We start from the raw sequence: 20,130 nt of genomic DNA on the forward strand, positions 1-20,130 counted from the left end.
AAACCGCTTTAAACAAGGACTTTTTATGCCGCGAAGCCCCAAACCCATTATCCGGTCCGACATCGCGTACAGCACGCCGGAACGCATTTCCGTGCGCGGCAAGGACTTGCCGAACGAGGTGCTCGGCCATATGAATCTCGGCGATTTCGCGTATCTGCAACTGACCGGCAAAGCCGCGACGCCGCAGCAATCCGCGATGTTCAACGCAATCCTGATTACGCTGGTCGAGCATGGGATGACGCCCAGTGCGATTGCCGCGCGGATGACTTACGCGGGCGCGCCGGAATCGCTTCAGGCGGCGGTCGCGGCGGGTTTGTGCGGACTGGGATCGGTGTTCGTCGGCAGTATGGAAGGCGCGTGCCGGATGCTCTACGAAGCGATGCCGGCCGAGGCGACAGGTCGTGACGATGTCGATTTCGACGCGATAGCGCGGGCGACGGTGGCGTCGTATCGCGAGCGCGGCGTCGCGTTGTCGGGCCTGGGGCATCCGCTGCATAAGCCGGTCGATCCGCGCACACCGCGGCTGTTCGAACTCGCCGCGCAAAACGGCATGTCCGGCCCGTATGTGAAGCTGATGCAATCGATCGGCGCGGAAGCGGAGCGCGTCACCGGCAAATCGTTGCCGATCAACGCGACTGGCGCGATCGGCGCGATCTGCTGCGAATTCGGTTTTCCGTGGCGCATCGTGCGCGGCTTCGGCGTGATGGCGCGTGCGATCGGTCTGGTCGGGCACATCATGGAAGAAGCCGAACGTCCGATGGCCGTCGAAATCTGGCAGCGGATCGAAGACGAAGCGTCCGCGCATCTGCGGGAGCCAACATGACGACCGGCACGCTGCAAAACGCGCCACGCGACGCGTCACGTCATCACGACCTGTCGCGCACGTTGCGCGTGCCGGTCCTCGCCGCGCCGATGTTCCTCGTGTCGAATCCCGACCTCGTCGTCGCGCAATGCGAAGCGGGCGTAATCGGCAGTTTTCCGGCGCTCAATGCGCGGCCGCAGGCGCAACTCGACACGTGGCTCACCGAGATCGAAACGCGTCTCGGCGAAACGCAACCGCCGTTTGCGGTCAATCTGATCGTGCATCCGAGCAACGTGCGACTCGACGCCGACCTCGACACGATCGTCGCGCATCAGGTGCCGATCGTGATTACGTCGCTGCATGCACCGGATCGCGTGGTCGAACGGGTGCATGCGTATGGCGGCCGCGTGCTGCACGACGTGACGACCGTGCATCACGCGCGCAAGGCCGCAGCGGCGGGCGTCGATGGGTTGATTCTGGTCTGTGCGGGCGCGGGCGGTCATGGCGGCACGCTCAATCCGTTCGCGCTGGTCGCCGAAGTGCGGCGTTTCTTCGACGGCATGCTGGTGCTGGCCGGCGCGATGACGGATGGCGCGTCGGTGCTTGCCGCGCGTGCGCTCGGCTGCGACCTCGCGTATATGGGCACGCGCTTCATTGCGACGGAAGAGGCGGGCGCGTCGTCCGCGCACAAGGCGATGGTGATTGCCGCGAGTGCCCGCGATATCGTCTATACGCCGTTCTTTTCCGGCGTGCCGGCGAATTATCTGAAGGACAGCGTGCGAGCGGCCGGACTCGATCCGGACGCGTTGCCGGCAGAACGTAGCACGGTGGATTACAGCAAGGGCCAGACGCGCCCGAAAGCGTGGAGCGACGTGTGGGGCGCGGGTCAGGGCGTCGGCAATATCGATACGGTGGAGCCGGTGCGCGTGCTGGTGGACCGGCTCGCGCGCGAATATCGGGCGGCCGCGCGGCGCGTGCAAACATAGCGGTATCGAACGCGATGATGCGATAACCGGCGCTTGAGCAAACGGCCGGTTTGGCCGCACATATCGTTAGCATCTTTGCTTCGTTGCCGGTGGGACGGTGGTGAATTTACGCTTGCGTATTCACTTCCGTCCATGACTTGCAATGACCCGATCCGTACTCCCTCAAGCGCAGCTCGACGCGCGATTCGCGCTGGTCCCCAGACAAATCGGACTCGCACTCCGTTCGCGGAGGCCGCGCATTCAATGACGGTCCGACATTTCGCGCTGAATGGCGCACTCGCAGTGGCGATCGGTTTGACGTTGACGGGTTGCGACAAGGCAGATCAGGCGGCGGCCTCGAAACAGACGACGCAAAAGGCGCTCACGCCGCAGAAAGGCGGCGCATTGACGTGGGGCGTGACGACCGAACCCGCCTGTTTCGACCCGCATCGTGCGTCGCAACAGAATGCGTTCTGGGTGATCCGCAATTTTATCGATTCGCTGATCAGCAAGAAAACCGACGGTACGTATGCGCCGTGGCTCGCGAAGTCGTGGAGCGTCGCCGACGACGGCAAGAGCTACACGTTCAACCTGCGCGACGACGTGAAGTTCACCGACGGCACGCCGTTCGACGCAGCGGCCGTCAAGGCCAACTTCGACTATATCCTCGATAACGTCAGTACGACCTCGGCGTCGGCGTCGTTGCTGGTGCATTACGATCACGCGGAAATCGTCTCGCCGTACGTCGTGAAGCTGGTGATGAAGCAACCCGATTCGACCACGCTCGAATCGTTGTCGAGTGTGAAGCTCGGCTTTATTTCGCCGAAAGCGCTCGCGCAGAACAAGGATTTGTGCAGCGGCGGAGCGGGCCTCGTCGGCACCGGACCGTTCGTGTTCAAGTCTTACCAGCGCGGCCAGGCCGCCGTGTTCGAACGTAACGCGGATTACGCATGGGCACCTGGCAATTCGCAGCATCAAGGCGTCGCATATCTGGATCGGGTCACGTATCGCTTCCTGCCGGAAGCGGCGGTGCGTACGGGCGCGCTTAGCTCGGGACAAGTCGATCTGATCGAAGGCGTGCAACCGACCGACGCCAGCGTATTCGACAAGGTAGACGGTTTTCAGTATCTGACCGGCCCGTCCGCGACGACATCGTTCACGCTGAATATCAACTACACGGTCGCGCCCGCGAACGATGTGCGTGTACGCCGCGCGTTGCGCGACGGCTTCGATCTCGATGCAATCGTGAAGAGCGTGTATCTCGGCACGGTGCAGCGCGCGTGGTCGAATATCGGCCCGGACAATCCCGATACCAACGCGGCGTTGAAGGGCACATGGGGCAATCGCATCGCGCAGGCCAATGCACTGCTCGACGCAGCGGGCTGGACACAGCGCGACAGCGACGGCTTCCGCACGCGCGACGGCAAGCGCCTGTCGATCGAAGTGGGCTATCCGCAGCCTTATGTGCGCGACAGCCGCGACGTGCTGATTCGCGCGATCCAGTCGGCGTTACGGCAGAACATCGGTCTCGATCTCGGGCTGAAGATCACCACGGCCGGCGACTTCGCCAATCAGAAAGCGACCGGTAACTGGACGATCTATCCGAACACCGACAACCCGTCGGACGTCGCGATGGAACTGTGGGACATGCTCGGTGACAAGGGTTTCCTCTACGGTGCAATCGCGAATCCCGACCCCGTCATCACCGACGCCATCAACCGCGCCCGCCTGTTGCCGGTCGGACAGAACCGCCGCGCGTTGCTCGCGGAGATCCAGCATCGCGCGGTCGATCAGGCGTTTATCGTGCCGCTGTTCGCACCCGCGTATCACCTCGCCGCGAAATCGACGGTACATGGCATCGGCTTCGAGCCGGAACTGGACGGCCCGGCAAGCGCGTACGACATCTGGATCGACAAGGCAGGAGGCTGACGTGCCCAGACAGATCGTTACCCGGATACTGACCGGCCTGCTGGTGTTATGGCTCGCGGCAAGCGCGGCATTCGTCGCGATCCACGCGTTGCCGGGACGCATCGAAGACGTTCTCGCGGGCGATCTGTCGTACCCGGGTTTGCGCGAGGCGATTGCCGCGCAATGGGGCTTGAATCACAGTTTGCCGTGGCAGTACGGCCGTTTTCTGCTTCGACTCGCGCACGGCGATCTCGGTACGTCGTTCGTGATGCAGCAGCCCGTGCTCGCGGTGCTCGGCAGCCAGTTATGGCCGACCGTGCAACTGGCCGTCTCCGCCGGCGTGCTCGCGGTTGCGCTCGCGTTGCTGGTCGCGACCTCGACGGCGGGTCTGGGTGCGGGCAAAGGCGCGTGGGCGACGCGCATCGCGTCCACGCTCGAACTGGGTTTTACATCGACGCCGGTGTTCTGGCTCGGCATGATGCTGCTGATCGCGTTCTCGTTCCAGTTACGGTGGTTCCCGGTGTCGGGCGCATCGGGCTGGCGCTCGCTGGTACTGCCCGCCGTGACGCTCGCGCTGCCCACGGCGGGGATTCTGTCGCAGGTGATGCGCGAGGCGCTGGAGGCGGCGCTGGACAAGCCGTTCGTCACGACCGTGCGGGCGCGCGGCGTATCGGAACTATCGCTGCGCGTGCGGCATGTGTTGCGTCATGCGTTGTTGCCGGTCGTGACACTCGGCGGCTGGCTGATCGGCAGCCTGCTCGGCGGTGCGGTGATCACCGAGAAAATGTTCGGCCGGCCCGGCATCGGCAGTGTGACGTTGAGCGCGGTGACGTCGCAAGACGTGCCGGTCGTGCTGGCGGTCGTGTTGCTGGCGGCGTTCGTGCACGTGCTGATGTCTACCTTGCTCGATATCGCCTATCTCTTCATCGACCCACGGTTACGCAGCCAATGAGCGATCTGACTCACACTTCCGCGTTTGCTCGGCCGCGCTGGTCGTGGCCGTTGCCGTTGCCGTTCGGCGCGTCGCTGGCCGTGGCGTTTCTGTTCGTGCTCGCATTCGCGATGGCGTTTCCACGTATCGTGACGCCCTACGATCCGCTCGTCAGCGACGTCGCGCATGCGATGCAGGCGCCGGATCTCGCGCACTGGTTCGGCACCGACCGGATCGGCCGCGACGTGTTCGCGCGCGTGATCTACGGCGCGCGCTATTCGTTGCTGATCGGCTTGTCGAGCATGCTGGTGGCGATGCTGACAGGACTCGCGATCGGCATGACGGCAGGGCTCGGACGACGCCCGGTGGACGAAGGCGCGTCGCGTGTTTTCGACGTGCTGTCGGCGTTTCCACCTATTTTGCTGTCGTTGTTCGTCGTGACGTTTCTCGGGCAGGGCATCGTCAATATCGCGGTCGCAGTCGGCATTGCGGGTATTCCGAAGTTCGGTCGCGTGCTGCGTTCGCAAACCTTGCTGGTTCGTCGCGCGGACTACGTGACGCATGCGGTCAGCTATGGTCTGTCGCGTGCGCAGATTTTCAGGCGCCACATTCTGCCGAACGTGCTGGTCGTGGTGCCGGTGATCGCGACCATCGATATCGGCAGCGCGATCATCGCGGTGTCGGGCTTGAGCTTTCTCGGACTCGGTCCGCAACCGCCGACGCCGGAGTGGGGTGTGATGCTGGCCGAAGGGCGCGATGTGTTGCGCGTCGCGTGGTGGCCGAGCGTATTTCCAGGCCTGACACTGACGTTGACCGTGATTGCATTCTCGGTGATCGGCAAATTTCTTCAGCGAAAATACGAGGTACGTACCCGATGAAAAACGATCTGCCACGCGATGTGCAGCACGAGATTCAGCCTGTGCGGACGCTGATCGATGTCCGCGATCTGAGTATCCGCTTTCCGTACGCGAACGACGGCAGGGCGCTGGTTCGCGGCGTCAACCTGACGATACGCGCAGGCGAATGCGTCGCGCTGGTCGGTGAGTCGGGGTCGGGCAAGAGCTTGACGGCTCGCAGTCTGATCGGCCTGTCGGGACGAGACGCGGTGATCGACGCGGCGCGTTTCGAGATCGACGGACAGTCGGCCTTGCATCACGGCGAGCGCGAATGGCGGGCATTACGCGGCGCATTTGCCGGTCTGGTGATGCAGGATGCGCTGGTTTCGCTGGACCCGCTCCGCACGGTCGGCGCGGAGATCGGTGAAGGCCTGCGTCTGAGTCGGCGTGTGCGATCGCGACGCGAGCGCGCTGCAAGCGTGCGCGGTGTGATGACCGACGTCGGCATCCCGGACCCGGAGCGTCGTGCGGCCCAGTATGCACACGAACTGTCGGGCGGCTTGCGTCAGCGGGCATTGATTGCTTCGGCGATCGCCGCGCGGCCAGCCCTGGTGATTGCCGACGAACCCACCACCGCGCTCGACGTCACGGTGCAGGCGCAAGTGCTCGCGGTGCTTGCCGCGCGCCTGCGCGAAGGCGTCGGTGTGTTGCTGATCAGTCACGATCTCGCGGTCGTCGCGGGCATTGCCGATCGTGTGCTGGTGATGCATCGTGGCGAAGTGGTCGATAGCGGCCCGACCGAAGCCGTGTTGAACCGGCCGTCGCACCCGTACACGCGGCAATTGCTGGCGGCACAACCGTCGGCTGACTCGCGCGGTTTCCGGCTCAGTTCGGCGCGGATCGTCACGACGAACGACGACCGTTCCGCACTGTCGACGCCGCTGATCGTCCGTGAACCGTTGCCGTCCCGCGCGCCGCTTCGGGATGAAATCGTGTTGCGGGTCGAACACGTCGGCAAGCGTTATCCGCATCGCGGCGCGGGGCGTCGCGACAGCTTCACCGCGCTGGACGACGTGTCGTTCGACGTGCGCAAAGGCGAAGTCGTCGGGATTGTCGGTGAGTCCGGTTCGGGCAAAAGCACATGCGCGAAAATCGTGCTGGGCCTGCTTGCGCCCGATGCGGGCAGCGTCGAGTTTCTCGGTGGACGCTGGAACGGCGGCAACCACACGGAACGCGAACGGCGCGCGTTGCGACCGCGTCTTCAGACGATCCCGCAAGACCCGCTCGGCTCGTTCGATCCCCGGCACACGGTGCGTCAACTGCTCGAAGAAGGGTTGTTTTCGCGAGCACTGTCTAAAAGAGAAGTGCGCGATCGCAGTGTCGAACTGCTCGAACAGGTGGGTCTCGACGCGGCGTTTCTCGAACGCCGTCCTGCGTCGTTGTCCGGCGGTCAACGGCAACGGATTGCGATTGCCCGTGCGCTCGCGCCGGAACCGGCGCTGATCGTGTGTGACGAGCCCGTGTCGGCGCTCGACGTCTATGTGCAGGCGCAGGTGCTGGACCTGCTCGCATCGTTGCAGGCGAGGCTGGACACGTCGTTGCTGTTTATCTCGCACGATCTCGATGTCGTGCGCCATGTCAGCGACCGTGTGCTCGTCTTCAAGGATGGGCGTGTCGTGGAAGCGGGAGACACGGCGCAGGTATTCGACGCGCCTGCTCACGCGTACACGCGTCAGTTGATGTCGGCGACACCTTCGTTACGCGACGGAGGTCACGCGGCTCGCTGGAACCGCCAGCCGCCCGTCGTCGCCGGCGGCGAACTGGCGACGAACTGAGGCATTGCACGGCACGCCGCGCATCGGATCAAGCCGCGCTGGCGGCCCGATCGCGCGTCGAATGCGGACTCGCCGGACGTTCGAGCGCGAAATGATCGCGCAGCGTGCGGCCTTCGTATTCGCGGCGAAACAGCCCGCGTTGCCTGAGAATCGGCACCACGCCATCGACGAAATCCTGCAGGCCGCTGGGCAACGCATCCGGCATCAGGTTGAAACCGTCCGCTGCGCCGCCTTTGAACCAGTGCTCGATATCGTCGGCGATCTGCTCGGGCGTGCCGACGACGACCCGATGTCCGCCGCCGCCCGCCAGCGCGCGAATCAGTTCACGCGCGGTGTAGCCATGCGTGCGCGCCTGCGCGAGTGTCGCGTGGAAAAACGTGTGATTGCCGTTGCCGCCGCCGGGCAACGCCAGGTCGTCGGGCAGACGCGCGTCGAGTTTCAGGCGTTCGGGTGCGATGCCGAGCGTGCCTGCCAGCCGGTTGAGGCTGTAGGTCCACGGGATCAGCTCGACCAGTTCGTCACGCCGTTGCAGGGCCTGTGCGTGCGTCGCGCCGATGATCGTCGTGAGGCCGGGCAGTACGCGGATCGCGTCGGCGCCACGGCCAAAAGCGGCCGCCCGTGTTTTCAGATCGCGTGCATAGGCCGCCGCTTCGTCGAAGGATTGCGACGCGGAGAATACCGCTTCGGCGTGACGCGCGGCCAGATCGCGGCCGTCCGCCGAACCGCCGGCCTGAATCAACACGGGATGACCCTGCGGCGAACGCGGCAGGTTCAATGCGCCGGCGACACCCAACGCGTCGCCGCGATGTCCGACCGGATGCACTTTCGACGTGTCGATAAAGCGGCCATTTGCTTTGTCGCCGATAAACGCGTCGTCTTCCCAGCTATTCCAGAGCGCCTTGACCACCGAGGTGAATTCGGCCGCGCGTGCATAGCGTTCGCCGTGGACGGGCACCGCATCGCGTCCGAAGTTGCGCGCCGACGCGAGATCGGCGGTGGTCACGACGTTCCAGCCCGCGCGGCCTGCGCTGACGTGATCGAGCGTCGCGAAGCGCCGCGCGATGTTGTATGGCTCGTTGTAGCTGGTCGATGCCGTGCCGATCAGGCCGATATGCGTCGTAGCCGCGGCGATGCTCGCGAGCAGGACCGTGGGTTCGAGTGCGGTGATCGGACGGAAGTCGATCTGATCGGCGATTGCTGCGTTGTCCGCGAGAAAGACTGCGTCGAACGCGGCGGATTCCGCGAGTTGCGCGACACGGACATAGTGCGCGACGTCGATAAACGCGCGTGGATCGGCGTCGGGCAGTCGCCATGCCGACGGCACGAACCCGGAGTGGAGAATGTTGACGTTCAGATGCAAGTGGCGTGGAACGGAAGTATTCAATCGAGTCTCGCAGAATGAATTAACGCCTGCGGCAAAGCGCCGTGCGGTGTGGTTCGATGGTAACGGCGGGGTCTGCGGCGCCTAAGCAAGAAATCATGCTAACGATGTGCATGGCGCTGCATTACGCGATGCAGCGCCATGATTTTCCGTGCAACGGCATCCGGCATTTGCGTCGGATTCAGCGAATTAGTCAGGATCGCTTGGCATAAGGAATCGTTGCGATTTTCGCAATTGAAAATTCCATTCCGGTGGGATTGCACATTGAAAATCGATCCTTCCGGTGGCGTGACGGCGTCCCTAAGATCGGCTTCCTCAAAACGTATTCAATTAACGAAACAAGGGGAAATCGTGAAACGAGTCGCTCTCGCCAGCGTAGCTGGCATTCTCACCATCGCGCCGGGTCTGGCACGTGCACAGAGCTCGGTGACGTTGTACGGAGTCGTCGATGCGGGTATTGGCTATACGAACAATCAGAAAGGCGCGAGCAACGTGCAGCAGACCAGCGGCAAGCTCAGCGGAAGTCGTTGGGGCGTGCGCGGTACCGAAGACCTTGGCGATGGGTTGAAAGCGGTCTTCACACTCGAAGGCGGCTTTCGAACCAATGACGGCACGCTCGGCCAGGCGGGCCGCGAATTTGGCCGCCAGGCCTTTGTCGGAGTCGCGAAAACGGGCGTCGGCACGGTCACGCTGGGGCGCCAGTACGAACCGGTCACCGACCTGGTTTCGCCGTATGCGGGTTCGGGATTCTGGTCGCCGGCGACGCACATCGGCGATAACGACAACCTGAACCAGACGTTCCGCATCAACAACGCAGTGAAGTTTCGCAGCGATGCGATTGCCGGATTCACGGTCGATGCCCTTTATGCGTTCAGCAATCAGGCGAGCGGCGACAGCAGCCAGGGCTTCGGCAATAATCGCGCATGGGGCGTGGCGGCGAATTACGTGAACGGGCCGCTGTCTTTAGGCGGCGGCTATGTCGTGCTCAATCATCCGGATTCGACGTCGAATACGAGCGGCGCAGTTGGCGGCACATCGACGAGCGCGGGCGACGACTATAGCGGCGCATTCTTCTATGGCCTGAACGGTGGCGTTGCGCGTCAACAGATTGCGGTTGCCGGTGGCAACTATGCGTTGGGACGAGCGACAATTGGCCTCGCGTTCAGCCATACGCAACTCAATTACAACGACGGCTCATCGCGCAAGTTCAACAATTACGATGCGAACCTGCGTTATCAGTTCACGCCCGCGGTATCGTTGATCGGCGTGTATACCTTTACCGATGGTCGCGCGAACGGCCTTTCCGGCACCAACGGACAGACGCTCAAGCCGCGCTGGCATCAGTTCACGCTAGGAGTCGATTACGCGCTGAGCAAACGCACCGACGTGTATCTCTCGGGCGTGTATCAGCTCGCCTCCGGCGACGCATCGACCGCTGTTGGCTCCGGTTATCAGAAGATCGCGGCGATCGCCGATATCGGCACCGCTTCGTCGACGAACCGGCAAGCGGCATTGCTTAGCGGCTTGCGCGTGAAGTTCTAACCGTAGTGGCGGCGATGCATGCCAATGCGGGTGTGTCGTCGCCGGTTCTTGTCTTGACGCCGAGATATCCGATCAACGCCGCGATGCCGAGCAACACCGCCGACGTGATCAACGCGACGTGCAAGCCGTCGATAAAGCGCGCAGGGTCCGGATCGCGGATAAAGAAGCCAAACAGCGCGACACCGATCACCCCGCCTACCTGACGCGCTGCATTGAGCAAACCCGACGCGATGCCGGCTTGCGTATGCGGCACGGCCGCAAGGGTCGCGTTGGTGATGGTGGGAATCGTCAGCGCGATACCGCCGCCCGCCAGCAGCATCGGGATCGCGAGCAGCGCATACGGTTGCGTCGCCGACACCGACAACAGCAACAGATAGCCGCACGCGGAAACGAGCAATCCGGCGACGGTCAGCGTGCGTGCACCGAAGCGGGTAACGATACGTCCCGCCGCGATGTTCATCACGACGAGGATGGCCATCATCGGCAGAAAGGCGATGCCGGTTCGCGTCGGGTCGAGATGTCGCACGGATTGAAAGTACAGGCTGAATGCGAACACGATGCCGTAAAACGCGAGGTTCGCGATCAATCCGATGACGGTGGCGCTCGACACGGTCGTGTCGGAAAACAGCGTGAGCGGCAGCATGGCCGAAGGGCTGCGAGCCTCGATCCACACGAAGAGCGCCCCGGTCACGACAAAGCCTGCGAACGCGCCCACGATCAGCGGATGCGTCCAGCCCAGCCGGCTCGCTTCGGTCAGCGCGACGGTGAGACTTGCGAGACTCGACGCGCCTGCACATTGGCCGCGCAGGTCGAGTCCGCGGTTCTGTTGGGCTTGGGTTGCCGTCAGAACCGGCGTCGTGGAAGCGGGTGCATAGCGGGCAACCAGCACGAGCCCGAGCACACCGATCGGCAGGTTGATCAGGAAGATGCTGCGCCAACCGAGCGCGCCGATCAGCACACCGCCGATCACCGGTCCCGCCGCGAGCGCGATTCCGCCGCCTGCCGCCCACCAGCCGATCGCGCGGCTACGCATGTCCGCGTCGTGAAAGACCTGCCGGATCAATGACAACGACGACGGCACGAGCAACGCCGCGCCCAGACCTTGAGCGATCCGGAAAGCGATCAGCCCGTCCAGCGCCGTAGCCAGTCCGCACCCTGCGGACGCGGCTGTGAACAATGCGAGGCCGCTCATGTACACACGTTTCGCGCCGACCCGGTCGCCGAGCGCGCCCGCCGTCAGCAGCAAGGCCGCGAAGATCAGCGCATACGCGTTGATGACCCATTGCAGGCCAGTGACGTTTGCACCGAACGCACTGCGCAACGATTCGAGCGCGACGTTGACCACGCTGACGTCGAGAAGAACGATCACGAAACCCAGGCATGCGGCGACCTGGACAATACGAAGCTGACGACTGGATTGAATCGGCACGGGAGACTTCCTTGTAGCAATGAGCATGGGCGATCGGACTCAAGCTTAAGGTTCGGCGTTCTGTGCGTAAATTCCGTAAAATCGCATATCACACTGGGAATTTTGCACAGATGTTCGACTGGGAAGATCTCCGCCATTTTCTGGCCGTCGCGCAAGGCGGGAGCCTGTCGGCGGCGGCGCGCGCGTTGAATGTCGATCACGCAACGGTCAGCCGTCGCCTGAACGCGCTGGAGACGGATTTGCAGGCGCGGCTGGTGGATCGCTTGCCGCGTTCGTGCCGATTGACGGCGCTGGGTCAGCAGATTTTTACGCTCAGTGCGCAGATGGAGGCGAGTGCGTTTGCCATCGAGCGGACTGCGCGCGCGGGACAGACGCCGTTGGCCACGAAGGTGACGATCAGTGCGCCACCCGTGCTTGCCGCCAACTTTTTCGCGAGTCAGCTATTCGCGTTCAGGCAATTGCATCCGGAGATACAACTGTCCATCGCCAGTCACACGCACCGTGTGTCGCTCAGTCGTCGTGAAGCCGATATCGCCGTGCGCCTCGTGCGTCCGACGGAACAGAGCAACGTCGCGCGCAAGCTGGGCAATATGCCGTTCGCGCTGTACGCGAGCCGGCTCTACGCGCATCTGAAGCAGCCGTCGGATTGGGAATTTATCGCCTACGATGCGTCGCTCGACGACATGCCGCATCAGAAGTGGATAAACGCGGTGCGCGGCGAGCGTCCGGTGGTGTGCGAAGTGAGCGATATCACGAGCCAGTATGCGGCGGTGCGAACCGGGATCGGCGTGGCGGGATTGCCGCGTTTCATCGGTGATGCCGATCCGGAATTGCAACGGCTGCCGTTCGACGGCGAGCGCTTCGCGCCCGAGATCTGGCTGGTCGTGCATGCGGATTTGCGACACGCCGCGCCGCTTCGCACGGTGATGGCGTTTATCGTCGATATCGTCGGGAAGTCGCGGGTGATCGGCGCCTAGATCCAGCGGTCGTTTTCGGCGGTGCGCGCACTGGTGGCGTCGCCGGTATTCACGACGCCGCGCGGTTCGATCAGCAGCATTTTCACTTCGTGTTCGGCATACGGTTTGTGTTCCACGCCTCTCGCGACGACGAACAGTTCGCCCGCCCGCACCAGCACCGACCGGTCGCGCATATCGATACGCAACGTGCCTTCCAGCACGAGAAATGCTTCATCGGTGGATGTATGCCGATGCCACTCGAAATCACCTTCTATCTTGACGATCTTGAACTGGTAGTCGTTCATTTCCGCGATCACGCGCGGCTGCCAATGGTCGTGAATCAGCGATAACTTCGCGGCGAAATTGACCGGATCGATCTGTACCTGATGAGCCTGTGACGGTTGATTCGGCGTGGCCATGCTGCGCTCCGTGCAAGATTGAAAGCGCCGAGCATAGCGACCGGTGAATCAGCGGTCTTGAACGATCGTGCGCGTCGGGTGCGTGCCGGTATCACCGGCATCGACGGTCTTGAGCCAGCGTGCCGGCGACACCCCGAATGCCTGCGCGAACTGTCGCGTCATATGACTCTGATCGGCGAAACCGGCGCTGGCCGCGCAATCGGCAAGCGAGTCGCCGCACCGCATCATCTGTCTGACGCGGTCGAGTCGTCTGAGCGTCAGATAGCGATACGGGCTCGTGCCGAAGTAGCGCCTGAACTCGCGTGACAGACTCCATCGGTCGCGACCGCTGACGCGCGCCAGTTCGTCGAGCGTGAGCGGGCGATCCAGTGTCTGATGGATAAATTCGCGCGCTTTTTGCGCCGCCGCGAAATCGCCTTTCTGCTGTCTCGCGGGCGTGCCCGCTGCGGCACTGAGGGCCGTTGCCAGATCGAATAGCGCGTCGTCCTGCGCGAGCGGATCGGCGCGGGAATCGTCGGCGAGCATGGCGGCGACGGCGGCGTGCAAACGCGGGTCGTCGGAGATACCGCCGGGCACGAACGGCAACGGCTGATTGCCGAGCGCCTGCTGCAACAGCGCCGGTGCTACATAGACCATCCGGTACATGAAACCGTCGTCGGTACCGGCTTCGCCGTCGTGCGGCTCGTCCGGATGCAGCACGATGGTTTGACCCGGCAAGCTGTCGCGACGCGCGCGACGATATCGAAACGACTGCACACCACCGAGCGTGATGCCGATCGCGTACGTGTCGTGCCGATGCATGTCATAGCCGTGACCTTGAAAGAATGCTTCGATTCTTTCGATTCCGCCAAAGCCGTTCGAGTGGCGAATCCAGTCTGGGACTTTCACATCGCCTCCGTGGTGGTGTCAGGTGTCAAAACATACCACGTAGTGCTTTTCGCGCACGTCCGGCTATCGAATCCGGCCATTTTGCCGATCTACAATAGATGCACCGTTCAGCGTCCGATCGTCGATCGGGTCTGAGTAATCAAAGTGTAAGGATCATCGATGACATCCACTCTCAGCCGTCAGGCACTGGTCGCCGCCGCGCTGGCGGGATTGGCGACCGCGAGCATCACGGTCGCGAACGCCGAAGAGAAAGTGCAGTGCTACGGGATCGCAAAAGCCGGGCAGAACGATTGTGCGAGCAAGACCGGCGTGCATAGCTGCTCGGGCGAAGCCAAGGTCGATAACGACAAGGGCGACTTCAAGACCGTGCCTAAAGGCACCTGCAAGAAACTCGGCGGCAAGATCGACGGTTGAGCGTCGGTGTGACGGCAATGAACGGCGTCGGTGTCGGGTTGCGTCATGCGCACTACGATGCGTTTCTCGACGCGCGACCCGACGTCGATTGGGTGGAAGTGCACAGCGAGAATTACTTCGGCGACGGCGGCTACGATCTGCACGTGCTGGGTGCGGTGCGTCGCGACTGGCCGGTGAGTCTGCACGGCGTCGGGCTTGGACTGGGTTCGGCGATACCGCTCGATGCTGCGCATCTTGCGAAGCTGAAGCGTCTGGTGGATCGCATCGAACCGTTCGTCGTGTCGGAACATTTGTGCTGGGGCGCGACGTCGGCGGGTCATCTGAACGAACTGCTGCCGATGCCGTTGACCGAGCCCGCGCTCGATCTGCTGAGCGCGAGAATTGCGAAACTGCAAGACACATTGCAACGTCCCGTGTTGATCGAAAACGTATCCACGTACGTGCGTTTTCGTGACGATCAATACAGCGAGACGGAATTCCTCGCGGCACTCGCCGCGCGCACCGGCTGCGGCGTTTTACTCGACGTCAACAACCTCTACGTCAACCAGCGCAATCATCGCGAGGACGCGATTACCGCGATGAACGCATTGCCGCTGGGTGTGGTCGGCGAGATGCATTTGGGCGGTCATCGGGTGACGGATCTGGCCGTGATCGACGATCACGGTTCGCGCGTGACGTCGGCGGTATGGGCGTTGTATCGGCAGGCGCTGATGCGTTTCGGCATGACCTCGACGTTGATCGAATGGGACACGGATCTACCGCCGCTCGACATACTCGTCGAAGAAGTGCGCCTGGCGCGTCAGGTCGCAAAGGAATGCGCAAATGACATCGCCGCTTGAGTCGCTACAGCAGCGCTTCGCACAGGCGTTATCCGATCCGGATTGCAAGCCGCACGTGTTGTCGGCGCTCGCGCAGGGCGACGAAACGCATGTCGGCGCGCGCGTCGATCTGTATGCGAGCAGCGTGCGCAGTCATTGGCGTAACGCGCTGGCGCAGGCTTATCCGGTGTTGCTGGCGCTGGTGGGTGCCGACTATTTCGATGCACTTGCAATCGCTTATGGCCGCGTGCATCCGTCGCGCGGCGGCGATCTCAACGGTTTCGGCGCGGCGCTGGGCGAATTTATCGGACGCTACGTAAAAGACCCGCAGTTTCGCTATTTCGCCGATGTCGCGCGGCTCGAATGGGCGCTGCATCTCGCGTATTTCGCGCGCGATGCAGCGATTCTGACACCGGACGAATGGCAAGCAATGGATGGCGCAACGCTGCTCGGTGCGCGGCTCGCTACGCATCCGGCTTGCGTGGCGATCGCGTCGGGCTGTCCGGCTGCGGAGATCTGGCTCGCGCATCGACCGGGCGGCGTGTTTCCGCAGAAGCTCGATACGCGATCGTGGTGTGTGACGGTGCGGCCGTTATGGCGGCCTTCGGTGCTCGTCCACAGCGAAGCGGCGCATGCGGCTTTCGTTGCGCTTCAGCACGGCGCGACGCTCGATACCGCACTCGATGCCGCGTTTGCATTGGACCCGGCGTTCGACTTCGCCGCGCAATGGCAGCGCTGGATTGCAGCGGCTGCGATCACGCGGCGTATCGATTGATGCGTCAGACTTGCGCCAGCGCTTCGCGCGCGACGCCGCGCGCATCTTCCTGACGCATGCGCGTGACGAGGCCGAGTGCGCAGAACAGCGTAATCAGCACATGCACGACGCCCAACGCGACGACCGACAGAATCGTGCCGGTTGCGCCGAGCAGATACTGGCCGAGAATCGGCGTCGTACCGGCGAACAGCATGCCGCAGATCTGATACGACAGCGAGATACCCGTGTAGCGGACCTGAACCGGAAACGACTTCGCGAGAATGCCGGCCATGGCCGCGTAGTACAGCGAGTGCGGAATCGACGCGAGCGCCATCCCGACCATCGCGAGTTTGGTCGAGCCGGTCGAGATCAGCGAAAACATCAGCGGCAACGCGATGATTTCCGGCACCAGCATGTAAATGACCGCTTTTTTAAGGTCTATTTTCGATGCGAGCACGGCGCCGAACGGTTGCACGAACAACTGAACGATGATCGCAAACGTAATCACGCCGAGAAATTGCGTGCGGTCGAAACCGATACTCGTCACCGCCCACGACAACGCAAACGTGGTCTTGAAGTACGTCGCCGACAACGCGATCACGCATGCGCCGACACCCATTGCAACCAGCCCTTTATGGCTGCGGAACACTTCGGCGATCGGCAGTTTTTCGACCTTGTTGGTGTCCTTCAGCGCCTGCATCGCGGGCGATTCCTCGACGCTCATCCGGATGATCATGCCCACGGCGACGAGTGCGGCCGAAAACAGAAACGGCACGCGCCAACCCCAGGTCATGAACTCGTGATCGGGCAGCATCGAGATCAGCAGGAACGCGACCGTCGCGAGCAGATTGCCTGCGGGCGAACCTTGTTGCGCGAACGCCGAGTAGAAAATTTCCTTGCCCTTCGGCGCATGTTCGGACGACAGCACGACCGCGCCGCCCCATTCGCCGCCCATCGCAATGCCTTGCAGCAGACGCAGCAGGATCAGCAGCACGGGCGCGACCAGCCCGACCTGGTTGTACGTGGGCAACAGACCCATGCCGGTGGTGCAGCAGCCCATCAGCATCAACGTGATGATCAGGGTTTTCTTGCGGCCGACCTTGTCGCCCATATGACCGAAAATGATGCCGCCGATCGGGCGAGCGAGAAAGCCCACCCAGAACGTCGCAAATGCAGCCAGCGTGCCGGCGAGCGCGGAGGTCGTCGGGAAGAAAATCTTGCCTAGCACGAGGGCCGCAGCCGTGCTGTACGCGTAGAAGTCATACCACTCGATCGTGGTGCCGACGAAGGACGCAATCCCCGCTTTGCGGGCATTCCGGTGCTGTGTTTCGAGCGCTGTCGCGTTCATGTCGTCTCCTGGGTTCAGGCGTTCCCCGCGTCGTCGATCCGACGCGGGTTCACCGAACGGTACAAAAATGTTCGCATAAAGAACATGACTTCTTTAAGCGAACCGAAAGGCGCGAATGTAAATAGCGTCTGACGAATGCGTCAATTCAGGGATAACCCTTGTTGATTCAAGGGCGTGCTGCGACGTGCCGCGAAGCGTCGTAAGGGAGTCGTAGGTGTAAACCCGCGACCTATTGCCACATTGCTGTCGAAATGCCGATAATATTCTCATGGATGTGAAAACTGCAGTGCGCGTCTTCGATGTGATCAACCTCTTTGCCGAAGTCAGGCAACCGATGATCTACAGCGAGATCGCGCGTCGAACTGAGATTCCGTTGTCCAGTTGTCATGCGCTTTTGCAGACGATGGTCGCGAAGGGTTACCTGTATGCGCCGGGCGTGAAGGCCGGTTATTACCCGACGCAGCGTCTGCTGCACGTGGCGCGCGACATCTGTAGCGAAGATCCGTTGACGCTGCTGTTTCAGCCGCTGCTGAGCGCATTGCGCGACGCGACCGGCGAGACCGCTGCGCTTGCGACCCTCGCGGGCAATCGGGTGGTGTATCTGGACGTGATGGAATCGCGCCAGAAAATCCGCTACAGCGACGAACCCGGCGGCTTTATGTACGTCCACGCGAGTGCGGCCGGCAAGGCCTTGCTCGGCGCTTTGGCGCCGGACGCGCGCCGCAAGCTGCTGGACAGTTGCGAGCCGCTGACGGCATCGACGGATGGCTCGGTGATCGATCGCACGACGCTCGAACAGGAAGTCGAGCAGGGCGTGGTCAATGGCTGGCACCGTTCGACTGGCGAAAACGTCGAGGACGTCGCGGGTCTTGCGCGCGGTTTCCTGATTCACGGCGAAGCGTTCGCGTTGGTGATCGGCGGCCCGAAGGCGCGTCTGTTGAGAAATGAAGAGCACGCGGTCGATGCGCTGCTCAGGATCTACGGGGACATTCCGCAAGGCCTGCTTGCGTGAATTCAGCATGACGTCTGCACGGCGTCATGGTCCACACCGTTCAGGTCGTTCGAAGAAGCAAGACTGAAAGGATGTCGGCATGCGCTGGAAGAACAAACCGGAGGGCGCCAACTGGGGCGCTTTCGGTGACGACGATCAACTCGGGCGTCCCAATCTGATCGGCTCGCAGCAGGTGATGGCCGGTGCGCGCGAGATTCGCGCCGGACTGACCTTCTGTCTGTCGTTGCCGCTCGATTTTCCCGGCGACAACAAGCTCAACGTGCGGCGTCATCCGCCGGTGCTGCGTCCTACGTTCAAGGACGGCATGCCGTATGTGAACTTCCCGTTCGCACGCAACGAAGCGGGCGCCACCGACGTCGTCAGCGACGATCAGGTGTTGCTGAGCCTGCAGTATTCGACCCAATGGGACTCGCTCGCACACGTCGGCGCACGCTTCGACGCGGACGGCGACGGCATCGCGGAAAGCGTCTACTACAACGGGTTTCGCGCGAATGCGGACATCGTCGGACCGATCGACTATCGCGCCGACGACAACTTCGCGCCGCACGCGTGCGGCGGCGAACACAGCCACGCCGACGTGCTCGGCATCGAAAATCTCGCGGTCAAGGGCATGCAGGGGCGAGGCGTGCTGGTCGATCTGGCCGCGCATTACGGTCGCGAGCATCGCACGGTCGGCTATGACGACCTGATGTTTGCGATCGACGCCGATCGCGTCGAAATCGAATCCGGCGACATGCTGGTGTTGCGTACCGGCTTCGCGGAAATGGTGCTTGAAATGAACCGCACGCCCGACGAAGCCGTGCTCGGCAGCCATTGCTGCGCGCTCGACGGACGCGACGGCAAGCTGCTGCAATGGATCACCGATTCCGGTATCGCCGCACTCGCCGCCGATAACTACGCGGTCGAACGCTACCCGGCGCGGCCGCCCGCGACGCCCGGCGATCATCCGTTGATGCCGCTGCATCATCACTGTCTGTTCAAACTGGGTTTGCCGCTCGGCGAACTCTGGTACCTACGCGATCTCGCGACGTGGTTGCGCGCCAATGGCCGCTCACGTTTCATGCTGACCGCGCCGCCGCTGCGCCTGCCAGGAGCAATGGGCTCGCCGGTCACGCCGATCGCCACCGTTTGAGCATGCCGCGCGGTCGCGCGGCCGTCTTTTTACTTCCAGTCACTCCAGTCACGGAATCATGGCCAAAGAACGAGTTTTGATCACCGGCGGTGCCGTCGGGATTGGCGCCGCCTGCGCGGAACGTTGCAAGGCAGACGGCTACGAAGTCGTCGTGATCGATCGCATGGGCGACGGTCTGATCGCCGATCTGTCGGACCCGCAAGCAACGACGCATGCACTCGAACGCGCGCTTGCGGGCGGCCCGATCACGCGGCTGATCAATAACGTCGGCCTGGTCGTCCCCGCCGACGCGGCGAGCCAGACGCTCGACGAACTGGATCGCGCGTGGTCGCTGAACGTGCGCACGTCGCTGCAATGCATGCAGGCGCTGTTGCCGGGCATGAAGGCCGCAGGCTTCGGGCGCATCGTGAACATGTCGTCGCGCGCGGCGCTCGGCAAGGAATTGCGCACCGCGTATTCCGCAACCAAGGCGGCGCTGCTCGGCATGACGCGCGTGTGGGCGCTCGAACTCGGCGAGTTCGGCGTGACCGCGAACGCGATCGGTCCCGGCCCGATCCGCACGGAACTGTTCGACCGCGCGAATCCGCCCGGCGCGCCGCGTACCCAGGCCATCATCGACAGCGTGCCGGTGAAGCGGGTCGGTACGCCCGACGACGTCGCGCATGCCGCGTCGTATCTGCTCGATGCGCGCAGCGGCTTCGTGACCGGCCAGGTGCTGTACGTCTGCGGCGGCATGACCGTCGGCGTCGCGGGAGTCTGA

Annotated in this window: 19 protein-coding genes; 14 read left to right on the top strand and 5 right to left on the bottom strand. The window is 63.0% G+C overall.

Annotated features, from left to right (window positions below; translation table 11 throughout):
* Nucleotides 1–25 precede the first annotated feature (25 nt).
* From PW947_RS30815 to PW947_RS30840, 6 genes are all read left to right on the top strand, one after another.
* Entirely contained in the window at nucleotides 26–823 is a 798-nt protein-coding gene (locus PW947_RS30815; RefSeq protein ID WP_299636630.1) for a citryl-CoA lyase, read from the top strand.
* Complete coding sequence (locus tag PW947_RS30820) at nucleotides 820–1,788, top strand: nitronate monooxygenase (protein ID WP_299636631.1); 969 nt, start codon at nucleotides 820–822, stop codon at nucleotides 1,786–1,788. The genes PW947_RS30815 and PW947_RS30820 overlap by 4 nt, the downstream gene beginning before the upstream one ends.
* Before the next feature lie 243 nt (nucleotides 1,789–2,031).
* Nucleotides 2,032–3,696, top strand: coding sequence for an ABC transporter substrate-binding protein (locus tag PW947_RS30825; RefSeq protein ID WP_299636632.1), 1,665 nt, complete (start codon nucleotides 2,032–2,034; stop codon nucleotides 3,694–3,696).
* Between the two features lies 1 nt (nucleotide 3,697).
* A complete protein-coding gene (locus PW947_RS30830) occupies nucleotides 3,698–4,627 on the top strand; it encodes an ABC transporter permease (protein ID WP_299636633.1) in 930 nt (309 codons plus the stop codon).
* Complete coding sequence (locus tag PW947_RS30835) at nucleotides 4,624–5,484, top strand: ABC transporter permease (protein WP_299636634.1); 861 nt, start codon at nucleotides 4,624–4,626, stop codon at nucleotides 5,482–5,484. Before PW947_RS30830 ends, PW947_RS30835 begins: the two co-directional genes overlap by 4 nt.
* A complete protein-coding gene (locus tag PW947_RS30840) occupies nucleotides 5,481–7,277 on the top strand; it encodes an ABC transporter ATP-binding protein (RefSeq protein WP_299636636.1) in 1,797 nt (598 codons plus the stop codon). The genes PW947_RS30835 and PW947_RS30840 overlap by 4 nt, the downstream gene beginning before the upstream one ends.
* 28 nt (nucleotides 7,278–7,305) lie before the next feature.
* Here the strand turns inward: PW947_RS30840 and PW947_RS30845 are convergent, their stop codons facing one another.
* A complete protein-coding gene (locus PW947_RS30845) occupies nucleotides 7,306–8,661 on the bottom strand; it encodes an LLM class flavin-dependent oxidoreductase (RefSeq protein WP_299636637.1) in 1,356 nt (451 codons plus the stop codon).
* Between the two features lie 348 nt (nucleotides 8,662–9,009).
* Between PW947_RS30845 and PW947_RS30850 the strand changes: the two genes are divergently transcribed.
* On the top strand, nucleotides 9,010–10,200 hold the full coding sequence (locus PW947_RS30850; protein ID WP_299636638.1) for a porin: 1,191 nt from the start codon (nucleotides 9,010–9,012) through the stop codon (nucleotides 10,198–10,200).
* Here the strand turns inward: PW947_RS30850 and PW947_RS30855 are convergent.
* Nucleotides 10,175–11,629, bottom strand: a complete 1,455-nt coding sequence (locus PW947_RS30855; RefSeq protein WP_299636639.1) for an MFS transporter — start codon at nucleotides 11,627–11,629, stop codon at nucleotides 10,175–10,177. The genes PW947_RS30850 and PW947_RS30855 overlap by 26 nt on opposite strands.
* A 110-nt stretch (nucleotides 11,630–11,739) precedes the next feature.
* Between PW947_RS30855 and PW947_RS30860 the strand changes: the two genes are divergently transcribed.
* Nucleotides 11,740–12,606 carry a LysR family transcriptional regulator gene (locus PW947_RS30860; protein WP_299636641.1) on the top strand — a complete coding sequence of 289 codons (867 nt, stop codon included), beginning with the start codon at nucleotides 11,740–11,742 and terminating at the stop codon, nucleotides 12,604–12,606.
* On the opposite strand, the gene PW947_RS30865 is transcribed toward PW947_RS30860, so the two are convergent.
* Together PW947_RS30865 and PW947_RS30870 are read right to left on the bottom strand one after the other, a co-directional pair.
* Nucleotides 12,603–13,004, bottom strand: coding sequence for a cupin domain-containing protein (locus PW947_RS30865; protein WP_299636643.1), 402 nt, complete (start codon nucleotides 13,002–13,004; stop codon nucleotides 12,603–12,605). The two genes, PW947_RS30860 and PW947_RS30865, sit on opposite strands and share 4 nt — an antisense overlap.
* 48 nt (nucleotides 13,005–13,052) lie before the next feature.
* Nucleotides 13,053–13,892 (bottom strand): AraC family transcriptional regulator, encoded by an 840-nt coding sequence (locus PW947_RS30870; protein ID WP_299636645.1) that lies wholly within the window; start codon nucleotides 13,890–13,892, stop codon nucleotides 13,053–13,055.
* A 159-nt stretch (nucleotides 13,893–14,051) separates the two neighbouring features.
* Between PW947_RS30870 and PW947_RS30875 the strand changes: the two genes are divergently transcribed.
* Genes PW947_RS30875 through PW947_RS30885 form a run of 3 tightly spaced genes read left to right on the top strand, consistent with a single transcriptional unit; the run spans nucleotide 14,052 to nucleotide 15,899 of the window.
* On the top strand, nucleotides 14,052–14,306 hold the full coding sequence (locus PW947_RS30875) for a DUF2282 domain-containing protein (RefSeq protein ID WP_299636647.1): 255 nt from the start codon (nucleotides 14,052–14,054) through the stop codon (nucleotides 14,304–14,306).
* 17 nt (nucleotides 14,307–14,323) lie between these two features.
* Nucleotides 14,324–15,145 carry a DUF692 domain-containing protein gene (locus tag PW947_RS30880; RefSeq protein WP_299636745.1) on the top strand — a complete coding sequence of 274 codons (822 nt, stop codon included), beginning with the start codon at nucleotides 14,324–14,326 and terminating at the stop codon, nucleotides 15,143–15,145.
* Entirely contained in the window at nucleotides 15,129–15,899 is a 771-nt protein-coding gene (locus tag PW947_RS30885; RefSeq protein ID WP_299636649.1) for a DNA-binding domain-containing protein, read from the top strand. The genes PW947_RS30880 and PW947_RS30885 overlap by 17 nt, the downstream gene beginning before the upstream one ends.
* 4 nt (nucleotides 15,900–15,903) lie before the next feature.
* Here PW947_RS30885 and PW947_RS30890 read toward each other — a convergent pair whose 3' ends face one another.
* A complete protein-coding gene (locus tag PW947_RS30890; protein ID WP_299636651.1) occupies nucleotides 15,904–17,226 on the bottom strand; it encodes an MFS transporter in 1,323 nt (440 codons plus the stop codon).
* A 268-nt stretch (nucleotides 17,227–17,494) separates the two neighbouring features.
* On the opposite strand from PW947_RS30890, the gene PW947_RS30895 reads away from it, so the two are divergent.
* From PW947_RS30895 to PW947_RS30905, 3 genes are all read left to right on the top strand, one after another.
* The gene (locus tag PW947_RS30895) at nucleotides 17,495–18,238 is read left to right on the top strand and encodes an IclR family transcriptional regulator (protein ID WP_299636653.1); all 744 of its coding nucleotides are present in this window, start codon (nucleotides 17,495–17,497) and stop codon (nucleotides 18,236–18,238) included.
* Between the two features lie 79 nt (nucleotides 18,239–18,317).
* Nucleotides 18,318–19,370, top strand: coding sequence for a cyclase family protein (locus PW947_RS30900; protein WP_299636655.1), 1,053 nt, complete (start codon nucleotides 18,318–18,320; stop codon nucleotides 19,368–19,370).
* A gap of 58 nt (nucleotides 19,371–19,428) precedes the next feature.
* Nucleotides 19,429–20,130 (top strand): SDR family oxidoreductase, encoded by a 702-nt coding sequence (locus PW947_RS30905; protein ID WP_299636657.1) that lies wholly within the window; start codon nucleotides 19,429–19,431, stop codon nucleotides 20,128–20,130.

This window comes from Paraburkholderia sp. (genome assembly GCF_028283785.1).
Taxonomy (GTDB): Bacteria; Pseudomonadota; Gammaproteobacteria; order Burkholderiales; family Burkholderiaceae; genus Paraburkholderia.